The following is a 17160-nucleotide window of genomic DNA, read 5'->3' as shown; positions in this document are numbered from 1 at the left end:
TGCGCGGTGCTCTTTCGCTGAGGGCCTGTTGCAGGCCACTGGCTTGCTTGCGAATCAGACAGACGCGGTTGCCGCGGCCTCTTGGCGATAGTGCCGAACCACGACGCCGCCGATAGCCGCAAAACGGCCGCACCTCCCTCCTTACTCTTGTACCGGAATCTGCCGCAACGGCTTCACCGACTTGAAGGAAAAGCTCGAGTAGATTTCCTTTACCGCCGGCAGGGTCTGCAGCACCTCTCGGGCAAATTCGCCGAAGGACTCCAGGTCCTTGGCCAGCACCTCGAGAAGAAAGTCATAGCGCCCAGAGACGTTGTGGCAGGCGATGATTTCCGGGATTTCCAGCAGCCGCTGCTCGAAAGCCCGAGCCGTCTCCCGGGAATGGGACTCCATCATCACGCTGACAAAGGCAGTGACCCCATAGCCCAGCGCCTTGGGCGAGAGGATCGCCTGGTAGCCGGTGATCACCCCGCTCTCTTCCAGCAACTTGACCCGGCGCCAGCACGGCGAGGTGGTGAGGGCCACGCTGTCCGCCAGCTCGGCATTGGTCAGCCGGGCATTGTCTTGCAGGGCAACCAGCAGGGCTTTGTCCGTACGATCCAGGCTCTGGGGCATGTTTTGCCTCTTTATCTTGTTTTTATGATGATTTATTCCAATCAAGTGCTTTTTTTGTAGCCAGATTAGAATTTATTGCGCCGGATTTGAGCATAGCATTAGGGAAAATCCGAGAGTGTTCACCATGAACAATAAAAACAGTGACCTTGGTTTTTCCACCCGAGCCATCCACCACGGCTATAACCCTCAGGAGCATCAGGGCGCGCTGATTCCACCGATCTACCTGACCTCCACCTTTACCTTCGCCACCGCCGAATATGGCGCTGGCTGCTTTGCCGGCGAAGAACCCGGCTACTTCTACACCCGTATCGGCAACCCGACCCTGGCGTTGCTGGAAGCGCGCATGGCGGCCCTGGAAAATGGTGAAGCCGCAGTGGCCTTCGGCTCCGGTATGGGCGCCATTGCCGCCACCTTGTGGACCCTGCTGCGCCCCACCGACGAAATCATCGTCTGCCGGACCTTGTATGGCTGCACCTTCGCGCTCCTGCACCACGGCCTGGCCGAGTTCGGGGTCAAGGTGCGCCATGTGGACATGAGCGATCTGGGCAACCTGCGGGCCGCCATCAGCCCGGCCACACGCATGATCTATTGCGAGTCCCCGGCCAATCCCAACATGCAACTGGTGGACATTGCCGCCGTGGCCGAAATCGCCCGCCAGCATCCGCGCATCACCTTTGCCGTGGACAACACCTATTGCACCCCTTACCTACAGCGTCCACTGGAGCTGGGGGCCGATCTGGTGGTGCATTCGGCGACCAAATACCTCAACGGCCACGGTGACATCACTGCCGGTATCGTGGTCACCCGCCAGAGCCTGGCGGAGCGCATTCGCCTGCAGGGCCTGAAGGACCTCACCGGCGCCGTGCTTTCACCGCAGGACGCCTTTCTCCTGATGCGCGGCCTCAAGACCCTGGCCCTGCGCATGGAGCGCCACTGTAGCAACGCCCAGATCATCGCCGAGTACCTGCAAGAGCATCCGCGGGTGCAGTGGGTCGCCTACCCCGGCCTGCCGTCCTTCGCGCAATACGGCCTGGCGCAACAGCAGATGAAATTGCCCGGCGGCATGCTCGCCTTTGAACTCAAGGGCGGCCTGGCCACCGGCAGCCGCTTCATGAACGCCCTGCAACTGTTCAGTCGCGCAGTGAGCCTGGGGGACGCCGAGTCCCTGGCCCAGCACCCGGCGAGCATGACCCATTCCACCTACACCCCGGAAGAACGGGCCGAACACGGCATCGCCGAAGGCCTGGTGCGCCTGTCGGTGGGCCTGGAAGACATCGCCGACCTGCTGGCCGATCTCGCCCAGGCCCTGGATGCCTGTGTCGAACCCGCGGCGCCGCTACCGGCCGTCGAGGCCGTGGCCAGGATCGGCAAGGCCCTTCCTTGAGCCGGGTCAACGCCGTTCCGGGCTGTCCGGTCTACAACCCCGAGTTGCCGATGCGCCGCTGCCTGCGGCGCATCATGCATCCAAGCAACACCCGCAACACCCTTTGAATCGTTACCCACAGGAGTGGAACAACATATGAGTCGTATCAATAACAAAGCCACCCAACTGCTCAGCGCCATGATCCTTGCCGGTCTCGCCTGCCATTCCCTGGCAGCCGACAGCATCCGGATCGGCATCGCCGGGGCCAAGACCGGCCCGGTGGCGCAATACGGTGACATGCAGTTCAGCGGCGCGCGCATGGCCATCGAGCAGATCAACGCCAAGGGTGGCGTCGACGGCAAGCAACTGGTGGCCGTGGAATACGACGATGCCTGCGACCCCAAGCAAGCGGTGGCCGTGGCCAACAAAGTGGTGAATGACGGCGTCAAGTTCGTGGTCGGGCACCTGTGCTCCAGCTCCACTCAGCCGGCGTCCGACATCTACGAAGATGAAGGCATCGTGATGATCACCCCGGCGGCCACCAGCCCGGAGCTGACGGCCCGGGGCTACAAGATGGTGTTCCGCACCATCGGCCTGGACAACGCCCAGGGTCCGGCGGCGGCACGCTACATCGCCCAGCTGAAACCGACCAATGTGGCGGTGCTGCACGACAAGCAGCAGTACGGTGAAGGCATCGCCAGCTCGGTCAAGGACATCCTCGGCAAGGAAGGCATCAAGGTCGCGATGTTCGAAGGCATCAACGTCGGCGAGCGCGACTACTCGTCGATCCTGGCCAAGCTCAAGCAGGCCAATGTCGATTTCGTGTACTTCGGCGGCTACCACCCGGAAATGGGCCTGCTGCTGCGCCAGGCCAAGGAAAAGGGCCTGACCGCGCGCTTCATGGGCCCTGAAGGCGTAGGCAACGACTCGATCTCGCAGATCGCCAAGGACGCTTCCGAAGGCATGCTGGTGACCCTGCCCAAGTCCTTCGACCAGGACCCGGCCAACAAGGCCCTGGTGGAAGCCTTCGAAGCCAAGAAGGAAAACCCCAGCGGCCCGTTCGTGCTGCCGTCCTACTCGGCCGTGGAAGTGATTGCCGGGGGCATCGCCGCGGCCAAGAGCGAAGACCCGGAGAAAGTCGCCGAGGCGATCCACAAAGGCACCTTCAAGACCCCCACCGGGGACTTGAGCTTCGACGAGAAAGGCGACCTCAAGGACTTCAAGTTCGTGGTCTATGAATGGCATTACGGCAAGCCCAAGAGCGTAGCGGCAGAAAGCGCCGGGCTGTAAGCCGGTAACGGCGCGCCGCTCCTCCCAGGGAGCGGCGTCCCGCTGGCGTCAAAAAAAAACAATAACCTCAAACAAAACAGGGTCTTAGAGCAAAAAACTTTACTACTCCGCCCCCCCGCAAAAATAATACCCTACTTATCAACTTGGGAATAACCACCCCACAACAGCAACTAAGACCTGTTACCGCAACACTTCAAGCATGCTGTAAATCCGCCAAAACCCAGACTAGACAAGCAATACTTTCGGCGTAGATCGTTAGCACGCTTAGTTACTTGACAATGAACTTACGATTCCGAAAATCCGAACTCAAAAGCCTGCACCCAGCCTGGACATCCCGCCCTCACCCCCCGCCCCCGTTGGACATAACGCCCTGAACCGAGCGACAACCAGCAACACTGTGAAAGACTTCCCTCTTGAAATCTCTTAGCCGGAGCGTCAACTACCTGCTAATAGACGAGCCCTCCGTTAATTACCACCAAACAACTTGAAATAACATTTGCACACTAAATTCACTTTTGTTTATTGTGCGTCTACGCCCTTGCTAGTCTATTAGTAAGAGACGGATTCCCGGCGTCAAAAACTTGTTCAAGGAGAAAAGAACGTGGATCCTTTTATCGGAGAAATTCGCTTGTTCCCCTGGGGCTGGGCACCTGAGGGTTGGCTCCCTTGCGAGGGCCAGGTTCTACCCATCAACACCCACGTGGCGCTGGCTTCCCTACTGGGCAGAACCTATGGCGGTGACGGCAGTACGACGTTCGGCCTGCCGGATCTGCGTGGCCGGGTCGCTCTGGGGCAGAACTACAGGGCCTCCACTGTCGATCCGATCATGGATGTGCACGCGCTGGGCACCAAAGGCGGTAGCGAAACCGTGACGATGCCGCAAAACTCGGTGGCAAAGCATAACCACGCCACGCACGTCTCCAACGATCCGGGCAACGATGACCCGGGCGGCAATATTCCCGCTGTCAGCTCGAACACCAAGGGGGTCCCGGCAAAACCGACCTATACCCCGGCAACCGGCACTCTGATCGCCCTCAACAGCGCGACCGTCACCCCAACGCCAGGCATGCCCATGCCGAATGTGCAGCCCTCCATCGTGGGCTATTTCTGCATCGCTACGACGGGCATCTACCCGCCGCGCCAGTAACGGCTGTCTACAGACCCTCAAGCAAGGAAACTGACATGTCTGAAGCTTTCGTCGGAGAAATCCGCATGTTCGCCGGCAACTATGCGCCAGAGAATTGGGCGTTCTGTGACGGTTCGCTGATGCCCATCAGCAACTTCCAGGTCCTCTACTCGTTACTGGGCACCCTGTACGGCGGCAACGGCAGCACCAACTTCGGTCTCCCGGACTACCGTGGCCGGCTCCCCGTGGGCCAAGGCGCCGGCACCGGACTGACCCCAAGGACGCTAACGCAGAAGTTTGGCGTGGAAACCGTGACCATGAGGCCGGAAAACACTGCCCCCCACACCCATGGCTTTATGGTGAGCGCCCAAGATGCCACGTCGCCGATCCCATCCCCAGCCGCAACGGCCAATAGCATGACCTTTGGCAAATTCCCGGGCGCGGGGATCATCACCGGACTGTACAGCGCAGGAACCGGAACATCCGTCACCGTTGCGATGAACCCGCAGTTTCTCGACTCGGCACTGACCCCGAGCGGTGGCGCCACGACCCCCCACAGCAACCTGATGGGTTCGTTGGCGATCAACTACATCATTTGCCTGGTCGGCCTCTATCCGACCCGACAGCAGTGACCCCCTCACTCAATCTGGAATGACCGATCATGGACGCTTTTACCGGTGAAATCAGACTGTTCCCCTACAACTTCGTCCCGCAAAACTGGGCGTACTGCGATGGCTCGCTCATCACCGTCCAGCAGAATCCAGCCCTCTATTCGGTGATTGGCAACCTGTATGGCGGCACCCCCGGACAGAACTTCAATCTGCCCAATCTCAACGGGCGCGTGGCCATGGGGGCCGGGCCCGGCCCCGGGCTGACCGACAGGCCAGTTGGCACGGCCGTGGGAGCCGACCGGATAACCATGGTGGCCAGCAACTTCGCCCCGCATACCCATCAGGTGTTGGCCAAGGACGGCAGCGAATCGGCGGCCGCTCTGGATATTCCCAACAACACCGCCTACCTGGCACAACCGCGCAACGTCCGCCTGTACAACAACACCGCACCAACGGCGACAAACCAGACACTGGCGGCCACCACGGTGGGCGACACCGGTAGCGGCGCAACGTCGACGGCCTTGCGCAACACCATGCAACCCTTCCAGACACTGTCCTACTGCATCTGCCTGGATGGCGAGTACCCGATCAGAAGCTCATGACTCACATCACCGCTCTCCATTTGCCGGCAGGCAACGTGGCTGTACTGCGCAAGCAGAACAGCCATGACCTGGGATTTCTCCAGGCGCTGTACGCCTCACGCCGCTGGGCCGAAGTCAGTGCAGTGCCTGGCTGGAACGACGCCCAGCGCCGGGCTTTCCTGCACTCCCAGGCCGAGCTGCAACGCCAGCATTATGAAAAACACTTTCCCGCCGCGGACTTTCTGATCGTCGAGCAGGCAGGCAGCCCGATCGGGCGCCTGTGCGTGCAGTACGCGGCCGACGATGTGCGCATTGTCGATATTGCCCTGCTACCGGACTGGCATGGCCGGGGCATCGGCACCCAGTTGCTGCGCACGGTACTGGCCAAGGCCGACGCCCAGCGTCAGACCTGCAGCCTGAGCGTCGAACAGGGCAGCCGTGCCCGCCGGCTGTATGAGCGGCTGGGCTTCCGGGCCGGTGCCGACAGTGGCCTGTACACCCAAATGCAGCGTCCCGCGCGGATGGCCGCCCGGGAAGAGATCGACAGTCCCTGAGCATCAAGTAATACCTGCCCCCCAAGGGGCCGGCTGTAGCCGTGCTGTAACCGCTGGACCTTTATCAACACTTACGCTGGACACGACCCTCAAACCGGTCGCAAGGCAGGAAGCCCTCATGAGAACACCGCTGACCGCGCCAGGTAACTGGCTGACACGCCCGCTGATTTCACTGTTTCTGTTGCTGGTCATGCTGAGCATGAGCAGCCAGGCCATGGCGGTTGCCCCCGTGATCACCAACCCGGCCTCCGGCAGCACCTTGCCCACCATCGCCGTGGGTCAGAGCATGAGCATCACCATCAGCTCTGTCGGCGGCACCATGCCCCTGGACCGCTGGGTGGAGTGCGACGCCAACGATCCTGACTACGATGGTGTGACCCCCTGCCTGCCACCGGGCCTGATCCTCGATGCGTCCCCCGGCAGCGCGACCACGGTGTTGCACGGCACCCCGACCACCGCCGGTAACTACACCTTCAGCATCACCCTCAATGACGGCAACAACGATGGCGGGGTCGCCACCTACAACCTGCTGGTCACCAGCTCCGCGACTCCGACCCTGACCTCGGTCACCCCGAACACCGGCAGCACCGCAGGCGCCACCTCCGTCACCCTTACCGGCACCAATTTTACCGGCGCCACAGCGGTGAGCTTTGGCGGGACAGCCGCCACCGGTTACATCGTCAACAACGCCACCACCATCACCGCCACCACCCCGGCCCATGCTGCAGGGGCGGTCAACGTTGCAGTCACCACACCGGGGGGCAGCGCCACCCTGACCAATGGCTATACCTACGCCGTGCCGGCCCCTACCGTCGGCCCGGTCAGCGCCACGGTGGCGGCCAACAGCAGCGCCAACCCGATCACCCTGAGCCTCAGCGGCGGCGCGGCCACCAGCGTCGCCGTGGCCAGCGCGGCCAGCCATGGCACCGCCACCGCCAGCGGCACCAGCATCACCTACACCCCGACTGCCGGTTTCTCCGGCTCCGACAGCTTCACCTACACCGCCACCAACGCCAGCGGCACCTCCAGCCCGGCCACGGTGACCATCACCGTCACCCCGCCGACCCTGGCGATAACGCCGACGACGCTGCCCGACGGCACCCAGGGCGCAGCCTACAGCCAGACCCTAAGCGCCACCGGCGGTACCGCGCCGTACACCTACGCGATCAGCGCCGGCAGCTTGCCGGCCGGCCTGAGCCTGAACACCAGCACAGGCGTGATCAGCGGCACGCCGAGCGCCAGTGGTACCAGCAACCTGACCGTCACCGCCACTGACGCCAACAGCGCCACCGGTTCCCGCGCCTACAGCCTGGTGATCAACGGCCTGGCGCCGGTTGCCAACGCCGTCAGCGCCACCGTCGCGGCCAACAGCAGCGCCAACCCGATCACTTTGAACATCACCGGCGGCGCTGCCACCAGCGTCGCCGTGGCCAGTGCAGCCAGCCATGGCACCGCCACCGCCAGCGGCACCAGCATCACCTACACCCCGACCGCCGGTTTCTCCGGTTCCGACAGCTTCACCTACACCGCCACCAACGCCAGCGGCACCTCCAGCCCGGCTACGGTGACCATCACCGTCAGCGCGCCGAGCATCGTCCTCAGCCCCGGCTCCCTGAGCAACGGCACCGTCGGCACGGCCTACAGCGCCAGCCTCAGTGCTTCCGGCGGCGCCGCGCCCTACAGCTACGCCATCACCGCCGGCACTCTGCCAACCGGCCTGAGCCTGAACACGAGCACCGGTGCAATCAGCGGTACGCCGAGCGCCAGCGGCACCTTCAACCTGACCATCACCGCCACTGACGCCAACAGCGCCACCGGCTCCCAGGCCTATTCCATCACCATCGGCGCCCAGGCACCGGTGGCAGGCGCCGTCAGCGCCACGGTGGCGGCCAACAGCAGCGCCAACCCGATCACCCTCAACCTCAGCGGTGGCGCCGCCACCAGCGTGGCCGTGGCCAGCGCGGCCAGCCATGGCACCGCCACCGCCAGCGGCACCAGCATCACCTACACCCCGACCGCCGGTTTCTCCGGTTCCGACAGCTTCACCTACACCGCCACCAACGCCAGCGGCACTTCTAGCCCGGCCACGGTGACCATCACCGTCAGCGCGCCGAGCATCGTCCTCAGCCCCGGCTCCCTGAGCAACGGCACCGTCGGCACGGCCTACAGCGCCAGCCTCAGTGCTTCCGGCGGCGCCGCGCCCTACAGCTACGCCATCACCGCCGGCACTCTGCCAACCGGCCTGAGCCTGAACACCAGCACCGGTGCAATCAGCGGTACGCCGAGCGCCAGCGGCACCTTCAACCTGACCGTCACCGCCACTGACGCCAACAGCGCCACCGGCTCCCAGGCCTACTCCATCACCATCGGCGCCCAGGCACCGGTGGCAGGCGCCGTCAGCGCCACGGTCTCGGCCAACAGCAGCGCCAACCCGATCACCCTCAACCTCAGCGGCGGCGCGGCCACCAGCGTGGCCGTCGCCAGCGCGGCCAGCCATGGCACCGCCAGCGCCAGCGGCACCAGCATCACCTACACCCCGACCGCCGGGTTCTCCGGTTCCGACAGCTTCACCTACACCGCCACCAACGCCAGTGGCACTTCCAGCCCGGCCACGGTGACCATCACCGTCAGCGCGCCGACCCTGGTGCTGACCCCAGCCTCCCTCGGCGCCGGTACCGCGGGCAGTGCCTACAGCGCGACTCTTAGCGTCTCCGGCGGCACGGCGCCCTACAGCTACAGCATCAGCAGCGGTAGCCTGCCGGCGGGCCTGAGCCTGAACACCGCCAGCGGCTTGATCAGCGGTACGCCGAGCACCAGCGGCACTGCCAACCTGACCATCACCGCCACCGATGCCAACGGCGCTACCGGTTCCCAGGCCTACTCGATCACCATCGCCGCGGTGGCAATCAGCGTGCCCGCCTCAAGCCAGATCCTCGCTGCGGGCCAGTCGGCCACCGTCGACCTGACCCAAGGCGCCACCGGCGGTCCATTCACCCAGGCCGTCCTGGGCTCGGTCACCCCGGCCTCGGCCGGCCGGGCGAGGATGATGGGCCCGTTCTCGATGCGCTTCGTACCGTCGGCCGCTTTCGCCGGCACCGCGATCGTCAGCTTCAGCCTGCAAAACGGCAGCGGCTCCAGCGCCTCGAGCACCATCACCTTCACCATCCAGGAACGTTCGGACCCCACCAAGGACGCCGAAGTGATTGGCCTGCTCAACGCCCAGACCCGGGCCGCGGAACGCTTTGCCAGCACCCAGATGGACAACTTCAACCGGCGTCTGGAGCAACTGCACCAGATCAGTTGCGACCGCAATTCGTTCAACGCCAGCCTGCGCAAGGAAGGCCGCGAAGTGCCGCTGGGCGAGATCGCCAAGGCCGTCCAGGACCAACTGGGGGCCTCGGCCAACCAGACCGAGCAGGAAAAACGCGAAGCCGCTGCCGCCCTCAAAGACAATTGCCAACAGGATGCCCTGGCGTTCTGGAGCGACGGCTTCGTCAACGTCGGCTCGACCCACGCACGGGGCGCCCGGGACAACAGCTTTACCACCCTGGGCCTGAGCGCCGGGGTCGACTATCGCCTGTCGCCCACGGCCGTTGCCGGGATCGGTTTCGGCTACGGCAACGACCGCAGTGACATCGGCAAGAACCACACCCGCAGCGACGCGGACGCCATCGGCATCGCCACCTACCTGAGCCTGAACCTGGCCCCGCAGGTGTATGTCGACGGCCTGCTGGGCTACAACCGCATCAGCTTCGACTCACGCCGCTACATCACCGGCAGTGCCGATGACTATGCCCGTGGCTCGCGGGATGCCGACCAGTTGTTCGCCTCCCTGACCGCCAGCTACGAGTACCGCCAGGGTCCGTTGTCGCTGACCCCTTACAGCCGCCTGAATGCCAGCACCACCCGCCTGGACGCCTACCGTGAAAGTGGCGGTGGTATTTATGGCCTGTCCTACGACGAGCAGCGCCAGCAGAACTTCACCTCCTACCTCGGCGTGCGCTCGGGCTACGACCTGATGACCCCTATCGGTGTGGTCACGCCCAAGGTCGGCCTGGCCTGGGGCCACAACTTCAGTAACAGCAGTGACTACAAGATGCGCTACACCGACCAGGGCGACGAAGGCACCCTGTACCGGCTCAAACCCGATGCCCTGGACAGCGATTTCGCCAGCCTGGACATGGGGGTGGACTTCAACCTAGGACGCGCCTGGCAACTGGGCGTCTCGTACAAGACCGCCCTGGGCTCGGACGAACGCAACGACACCTTCCGCCTGGGTCTCAACGGTAAGTTCTGAACCCTGGCCACAGATTAGTGGCCCAGGGCTGAACCCCACAGATGGAAATGGCTCCCCTTGAGCCACGGCAACAAAACAACACCCCGCCAGAGTCCGACTCTGGCGGGGTGTTGTGTTTTAACAGCGCCGACAAGCGCTCGATCCAGCAGCAGTCCTCAGGCCGTCGGCAGTTGCCCGGCCTCGATTTCCTGGGTCGTGCGCTCCACCGCGCGCCGGGTCTTGTCGATCAACTCATCGATATCACCGCGGGTGGCCACCAGGGCCGGGGCCATGATCATGCGCCCGAAGGTCGAGCGAATGATCAGGCCCTCTTCAAAGCCCAGGGTGCGACAGCGCCAGGCGATGTCGTTCTCGTTGGCAAAACGTTTGCGCGTGGCCTTGTCCTCGGCGAACTGCAGGGCCGCCACCAGCCCGGTGCCCTGGATCTCGCCGATCAGCGGATGCTTGCCGAACACTTCGCGCAGGCATTGCTGCAGGTAGGGACCGGTGTCGTTCTTGACCTGGCTCACCACGCCCTCATCGCGCAGGGCCTTGAGGTTGGCGATGGCCACGGCGGCCGCCACCGGGTGCCCGGAGTAGGTCAAACCGTGGGCGAACACCCCGCCCTGCTCCACCAGCACCTGGGCGATGCGTTTGCTCAGCACCAGGCCGCCCATGGGGATGTAGCCCGAGGTCAGGCCCTTGGCGATGGACAGGGTATCGGGCTCGAAACCGAAGTGCTGGTGGGCGAACCACTCCCCGGTACGGCCGAAACCGCCGATCACTTCGTCGGCACACAGCAGCACGTCGTACTGGCGGCAGATGCGCTGGATCTCCGGCCAGTAGCTGTCCGGCGGGAAGATCATGCCGCCCGCGCCCTGGAACGGCTCGGCGATGAAACCGGCGACGTTCTCGGCCCCCAGCTCAAGGATTTTTTCTTCCAGCTGGCGGGCGCAGCGCAGACCGAATTCGGCGGGCGTCAGGTTGCCTTCGTGGGCGAACCAGTAAGGCTCGTCGATATGCGCCACGTCCGGGATCAAGCCACCCATGTCGTGCATGAACTTCATCCCGCCCAGGGCGGTGGCCGCCAGGGTCGAGCCGTGATAGCCGTTCCAGCGGCCGATCATCACCTTCTTCTGTGGCTGGCCGAGGATCTGCCAGTAGCGGCGCACGCTGCGGATCAGCACCTCGTTGGCCTCGGAACCGGAGTTGGTGTAGATGGCGTGGCTGTAGTGCCCCGGCAGCAGGCTGAACAGCAACTCCGACAGCTCCACCACCGCCGGGTGGGTGGTGTGGAAGAACATGTTGTAGTACGGCAGCTGTTCCAGCTGGGCGCTGGCGGCGGCCGCCAGGTCCTTGCGGCCGTAACCGAGGTTGGTGCACCACAGGCCGGACATGCCGTCCAGGTAGCGCTTGCCGTCGTTGTCCCACAGGTGCAGGCCCTGGCCACGGACGATGACCCGCGGGCCTTCGGCGTTCAGCGCCTTCTGGTCGAGAAAGGCATGGATATGGTGCGCGGCGTCGGCAGCCTGGTAGTCCTGGGTACTGCGTTGCGGGGCGTTGTCTGGCTGAGGGTTGGAAGCGCTCATGGTCATTCTCCTGCACGGCAAGTGGGTTCAAGGGAAGAGGTTGCAGCGGGCCCCGGTTCGAGGGGCAACAGCGGCTCGGGAACAAACAGTGGCTTGCGCATCACCAGCTTGATCCAGAGCACGGCAATCACCGAGATCACCCCGAGCACCACCCCGGCGCTGCCGAAGATCCGCGCGGTCATCTGCGGCGACGGTGAGACGTGATAGATCGCAAACAGCATGCCGACGATGCCCAGCACCTGGGGCCACGGGTAGAAGGGTGAGCGGAACGGCCGTGGCGCCTCGGGGTAGCGACGCCGCAGGGCGATCACGTCGATGTGCACGATGATGTAGGCCAAGAGCCAGGCCAGGGCCGCGGCCAACAGCAGCAGGCTGATGGAATCCGGGTCCTGGCCCAGCAGCAGGATCGGCAGGCCCGTGAGGGCGGCAATGAACAGCACCGCCACCCAGGGCGTACGGGTGCGCGGACTCAGGCGCTTGAACTGGGGAAAGGCCTGGCCGTTCTGCGCCATGCCGTAGAGCATGCGCGGCAGAGCCGCCAGGGACGAATTGACCGTGCTGCAGGTCGCGGTGATCACTGCGCCCACCAGGAACAGCTTGCCGGCCTCACCGAACACCGAGGTGGCGAAAAGGAAATGCGGCAGCGGGTTGCTCGCCAGTTGCTCCCGGGGAATGCACAGCAGTGCGCCGAGGCAATACAGAGTGATCACCAGGAAAATGATGCTCAGGCCAATGATCATCGAGCGCGGGATATTGCGTTCCGGGTTGCGGGTTTCCTCCACCAGCGGGCAGACGAACTCGGCACCGACAAAGCCCCAGATGGCCATCGCCGCCAACGCCAGCGCCCCCATTTCCATGGGGTTCCAGCCCTGATCCAGCGGCAGTTGCAGATCCGCCTGCGCGCTGCCGATGGCGCCCAGGCCCAGGGTCAGCAGAATCACCACCATCACCACCGCCAGGACCGTCTGCAGCTTGGCGAAGACGTCAATGCCCAGCAGATTGAGCAAGGTGAAGGTGCCCAGCACGCCATAGGCCACCAGCATCGGCGGCAGCGCGCCGGGGTAGACCTTGCCGATGATCAGGTCCAGGAGCAGCAGTTCGGCGGACAGGGCGAACATCGCCACCACCATGTAGCCGGAGAAGGTGGCGAGGATCGCCGGGAAGTGCCCGATGGCCACTTCGGTGTAGCTGCTCAAGCTGCCGGCCCGAGGCACCATCAACGCCAGCTCGGAAAAGGACAGCGCGTAGGTCAGGGCCATCAGATAGGCCAGCAGCAGGGGCATGAAGAAGCCCAGCCCGGCCATCCCCGCCCCTTGCAGCATCAGCACCATCACCCCCTGGGACACCACCAGGCCGACGGCCACCGAGACCAGCGAACCCAGGCCCAGGACCCGGCGCAAACCGCCGCGTTGCAAGGGGCTTGCGGCCCCGATGGAGACACTTGCAGTCATGGCACACACTCCGCTTTTTATTGTTGTGGGCCTGCCGCCGAAGCGGCAGGTAAAGACGCGCTCTGACGGCGCGGCACTGGACCTGGCGAGCAGGTCGCAAGGCATGGCTCAGCGCAACTGGAACCAGGTGGTTTTCAGTTGGGTGTACTTGTCGAAAGCGTGCAGCGACAGGTCGCGACCAAACCCCGATTGCCGACCGCCGCCAAAGGGCACGGTGACGTCCAGGGCGTCCACGGTGTTCACCGACACGGTGCCGGCCCGCAGTTGCCGGGCCACCCGGTGGGCACGGTTGAGGTCATCGCTCCACAGCGACGCCGCCAGGCCATAGACGCTGTCGTTGGCCAACGCTACAGCCTGTTCCTCGTGGTCAAAGGCGGTCACCGCCAGCACTGGGCCAAACAGCTCTTCGCGGAACAGGGTCATCTGGCGATCCACACCAGTGAAAATGGTCGGTTCGATGTAGTTGTCGCTGCCATCGATGATCAGTTGCCGACCGCCGCACGCCAGCTCGGCGCCCTGCTCCCGGGCGCCCTTGATATAGCCCATGACGCTGGCGGTCTGACGGGCATCGACCATGGCCCCGGCACGGCTGGCCGGGTCCAGGGGATTGCCCGGCCGCCAGTCCCGAGCCTTGGCTTGCAGGCGTTCGACGAACTGGTCATGAATGCTGCGTTCCACCAGCAGCCGCGAGTTGGCCGAACACACCTCGCCCTGGTTGAAGAAGATGCCAAAGGCGGCTTTTTCGGCGGCCAGGTCCAGGTCCTGGCAGTCGGCGAACACCAGGTTCGGGCTCTTGCCGCCACATTCCAGCCAGACCTGCTTGAGGTTGGATTGGGCCGAGTACTGCATGAAATACTTGCCCACTTCGGTGGAGCCGGTGAACACCAGGCAATCCACATCCGGGTGCAGGCCCAGGGCGCGACCGGCCTCGACGCCCAGGCCCGGCACCACGTTGAGCACCCCTTCCGGCACACCGGCCTCGAGGGCCAATTCGGCCAGGCGCAGGGCCGAGAACGGCGACTGTTCGGCGGGCTTGAGCACCACCGAGTTGCCCACCGCCAGGGCCGGTGCCAGCTTCCAGGCCGCCATGTCCAAGGGGAAGTTCCAGGGCACCACGGCGCCGATCACCCCCAAGGCTTCACGGCTGATGCTGGCGTGGCTGTTGCGGGCGCCGGGGGCCACCTGATCGTAGAGCTTGTCGACGCTTTCGGCGTACCAGGCGAAGACGTTGGCGGCGCCGGGCACGTCAATGTTCCAGGCATCCATCACCGGTTTGCCCATGTTCAGGGATTCCAGCAGGGCCAGTTCCTCGCGGTGGGCGAGCATCAGCTCGGCCAGACGCAGCAGCACCTTCTTGCGTTCCACCGGGGCCATGCGCGCCCAGGGCCCCTGGTCGAAGGCCCGGCGCGCGGCGGCCACCGCCAGGTCCACCTCGGCGGCGCCACAGGCGCTGACCCGGGCCAAGCGTTGATTGGTGGCGGGGTTGATGGCATCGAACGTGGCGCCGGACTGGGCGGACAACCGTTGGCCGCCGATCAGCGCCTGGTCAATGAATGTTTGCCGGGCAGCTCGCTGCTGCCAGTAACCGAGATCGAACACGCTGCACTCCCTCGTCGACCGTTGTAACGGCCTGGTTGTTAGGTAGGTAGGGAGGATGGTGCGTCACCGCGAGCGAGAGGAAAAATACTAAAAATATGCTCCGGCACCATGAAAAAGCTCTGTAGCCAAGGCCCTGGGCCGGGCCGCACAAACGCCAACGCCCAGGCCATCCGGGAGATGGCCTGGGGCGTGAAACGGAGCCCGTCAACCGCTGGGCAAGGTCAGGTCGGACGCTCCAGCCAATCCCCCAGGCGTAGCAGCATGGCGTCGCAGGCGTGCAACTGCTCAAGGCTGATGAACTCGTCCGGCTTGTGGCCCTGGTCCATGCTGCCCGGGCCACAGACCACCGTAGGGATACCGGCCTGATGAAACAGCCCGCCCTCGGTGCCGAACGCCACAGTGCCGAACGCCCGCGAACCACTGAGCAGCGCCAGCAGTTCGGCGGCCTCGCTGTCGGCGGCGGTGGCCAGCCCGGGGTAGGCGCTCAAGGGTTGCAGGGCGATCCCGGTGTCGGCCTGTACCGCCTGCATCTGCGGCAGCAATTGGTCTTGGGCATAACGCTGCAGTTCATCCACCACCGCCTGGGCATCGAACTCCGGCAGGGTGCGCACCTCGAAATCGAACTCGCAGTCCGCCGGCACGATGTTCAGCGCCCGGCCGCCCTTGATGGTGCCGGTCTGCACCGTGGAGAACGGCGGATCGAAGCGCGGGTCGTGGTGTTCGGGACGGGCCAGTTGGCCGCCGATCTCCCCCAGCTTGCCGATCAGCCGCGCCGCGTACTCGATGGCGTTGACCCCATATGGCGCATAGGCCGAATGACAGGCCGCGCCACGCACCTGGCAACGCATGGCCAGCTTGCCCTTGTGGCCCAGCACCGGGCGCAGTTCGGTGGGCTCGCCGACCAGGCACAGCAACGGTTTGTGCGGGCGCTGCTGCAATCGTTCGAGCATCGGCCGCACGCCCAGGCAGCCCACCTCCTCGTCGTAGGAAAAGGCCAGGTGGATCGGTATGCGCAGCTCTCGCCGGACCAAGCCCGGCACCGCCGCCAGCACCGAGGCGATAAAGCCCTTCATGTCAGCGGTGCCACGGCCGTACAGGCGCCCTTCCCGCTCGCTCAAGACAAACGGCTCGACGCTCCAGGCCTGGCCATCCACCGGCACCACGTCGGTGTGCCCGGACAGCACCACACCGCTGCGATCGCTGGGGCCGATGCTGGCAAACAGATTGGCCTTGGTGCGCTGCGGGTTGTAGATCAGCTCGCTGTCCACCCCATGACTCATCAGGTAGTCGCGGATAAAACCGATCAGTTCCAGGTTGGAGTCGCGGCTGACCGTGGCAAAACCCACCAGCCGCGCCAGCAGCTCGCGGCTCGAATGCTCACTCATTGCCCGGCACTCCGTAGCTGGGCGCCGCCGTGGGGTCCAGGGCCCGAGTCAGGTAGTCCTGCATCTGCGGCCGATAGGCCTGCCAGAGACCGGCCAACTGACCGATGGGGTCTTCATCGGCCCAGTCCACCCGCAGGTCGACGATGGGCCAGGTCAGGTCGTCCACCACGCTCAGCGCCGCCGAATGCACCGGCCCCGCCTCGCCCCCGGCAGCCATGGCCGCGTGCATGGCCGCCAGCAGGCGCTCGACGAGAATGCCCGGCGTCTGTTCGAACGCCTCGACCATGGCCTCGATCACTCCTGTGCCCGCCAGCAGGTTGCCGGCGGCCACGCATTGTTCGCCGGCCAGCGCGTTGTGCAGGCCCAGGGCTTGCTGGCCACTGAACAGCGCTGTGCGCCCCTGGCCGTCGATCACCGTCACCTGGCGGTACTGGCTCCAGCCGTTGCTGCCCAGGGCCTTGTCCAGGGCCGTGCCGGGATCGAGCTTGTGGTTCTCCAGCAGGTCGAGAATCTGCGGCCCCAGGGCCGGCAGGGTCACGTTCTGGGTGGCCACCGCCCCCACTCCCGCTCGCACCCAGGGGCAACGAGCGCCGACGGCGATGCTCGACGAACTGATGGCAATGCCCAACTGGCCGGTTTCGGCACAGCGGCCAACGATGGAAAAAGTCATGGCAACTCCTTGGCCCACTGGGCCTGCATGGACGCTCGACTCGGCGCCGCTGG

Annotated in this window: 13 protein-coding genes; 7 read left to right on the top strand and 6 right to left on the bottom strand. The window is 64.7% G+C overall.

Annotated features, from left to right (window positions below):
- Nucleotides 1-141 precede the first annotated feature (141 nt).
- Nucleotides 142-612, bottom strand: coding sequence for an Lrp/AsnC family transcriptional regulator (locus tag PQT43_RS11190; RefSeq protein ID WP_102880194.1), 471 nt, complete (start codon nt 610-612; stop codon nt 142-144).
- 124 nt (nt 613-736) lie between these two features.
- On the opposite strand from PQT43_RS11190, the gene PQT43_RS11185 reads away from it, so the two are divergent.
- The 7 genes from PQT43_RS11185 to PQT43_RS11155 all read left to right on the top strand — a co-directional run bounded on the left by PQT43_RS11185 (nt 737) and on the right by PQT43_RS11155 (nt 10434).
- Complete coding sequence (locus PQT43_RS11185; protein WP_267268411.1) at nt 737-1996, top strand: methionine gamma-lyase; 1260 nt, start codon at nt 737-739, stop codon at nt 1994-1996.
- A 135-nt stretch (nt 1997-2131) separates the two neighbouring features.
- Entirely contained in the window at nt 2132-3265 is a 1134-nt protein-coding gene (locus tag PQT43_RS11180; protein ID WP_102863086.1) for a branched-chain amino acid ABC transporter substrate-binding protein, read from the top strand.
- Between the two features lie 601 nt (nt 3266-3866).
- The gene (locus tag PQT43_RS11175; protein WP_102880193.1) at nt 3867-4412 is read left to right on the top strand and encodes a phage tail protein; all 546 of its coding nucleotides are present in this window, start codon (nt 3867-3869) and stop codon (nt 4410-4412) included.
- A 35-nt stretch (nt 4413-4447) separates the two neighbouring features.
- Complete coding sequence (locus PQT43_RS11170) at nt 4448-5023, top strand: phage tail protein (protein ID WP_102880192.1); 576 nt, start codon at nt 4448-4450, stop codon at nt 5021-5023.
- Nucleotides 5024-5052: 29 nt separating this feature from the next.
- Nucleotides 5053-5604, top strand: a complete 552-nt coding sequence (locus PQT43_RS11165) for a phage tail protein (protein ID WP_102880191.1) — start codon at nt 5053-5055, stop codon at nt 5602-5604.
- The gene (locus PQT43_RS11160; RefSeq protein WP_123394435.1) at nt 5601-6137 is read left to right on the top strand and encodes a GNAT family N-acetyltransferase; all 537 of its coding nucleotides are present in this window, start codon (nt 5601-5603) and stop codon (nt 6135-6137) included. The genes PQT43_RS11165 and PQT43_RS11160 overlap by 4 nt, the downstream gene beginning before the upstream one ends.
- 118 nt (nt 6138-6255) lie before the next feature.
- A complete protein-coding gene (locus tag PQT43_RS11155; protein WP_272753887.1) occupies nt 6256-10434 on the top strand; it encodes a putative Ig domain-containing protein in 4179 nt (1392 codons plus the stop codon).
- A gap of 155 nt (nt 10435-10589) precedes the next feature.
- Here PQT43_RS11155 and PQT43_RS11150 read toward each other — a convergent pair whose 3' ends face one another.
- From PQT43_RS11150 to PQT43_RS11130, 5 genes are all read right to left on the bottom strand, one after another.
- A complete protein-coding gene (locus PQT43_RS11150; RefSeq protein WP_272753885.1) occupies nt 10590-12002 on the bottom strand; it encodes an aspartate aminotransferase family protein in 1413 nt (470 codons plus the stop codon).
- 2 nt (nt 12003-12004) lie between these two features.
- Nucleotides 12005-13453 (bottom strand): APC family permease, encoded by a 1449-nt coding sequence (locus tag PQT43_RS11145; protein ID WP_110652756.1) that lies wholly within the window; start codon nt 13451-13453, stop codon nt 12005-12007.
- A 108-nt stretch (nt 13454-13561) separates the two neighbouring features.
- Nucleotides 13562-15052, bottom strand: coding sequence for an aldehyde dehydrogenase (locus PQT43_RS11140; protein WP_267268415.1), 1491 nt, complete (start codon nt 15050-15052; stop codon nt 13562-13564).
- A 221-nt stretch (nt 15053-15273) separates the two neighbouring features.
- Nucleotides 15274-16437, bottom strand: a complete 1164-nt coding sequence (gene argE / locus PQT43_RS11135; protein WP_267268416.1) for an acetylornithine deacetylase — start codon at nt 16435-16437, stop codon at nt 15274-15276.
- Nucleotides 16430-17107 carry a DUF1028 domain-containing protein gene (locus tag PQT43_RS11130; RefSeq protein WP_102863076.1) on the bottom strand — a complete coding sequence of 226 codons (678 nt, stop codon included), beginning with the start codon at nt 17105-17107 and terminating at the stop codon, nt 16430-16432. Before PQT43_RS11130 ends, argE begins: the two co-directional genes overlap by 8 nt.
- Nucleotides 17108-17160 lie beyond the last annotated feature (53 nt).

It is taken from the genome of Pseudomonas sp. BLCC-B112 (assembly GCF_028550695.1).
GTDB classification, from domain to species: Bacteria; Pseudomonadota; Gammaproteobacteria; order Pseudomonadales; family Pseudomonadaceae; genus Aquipseudomonas; species Aquipseudomonas danubii.
Note: the sequence above shows the minus strand (reverse complement) of the source record. Positions and strands in the feature narration are given on the sequence as shown.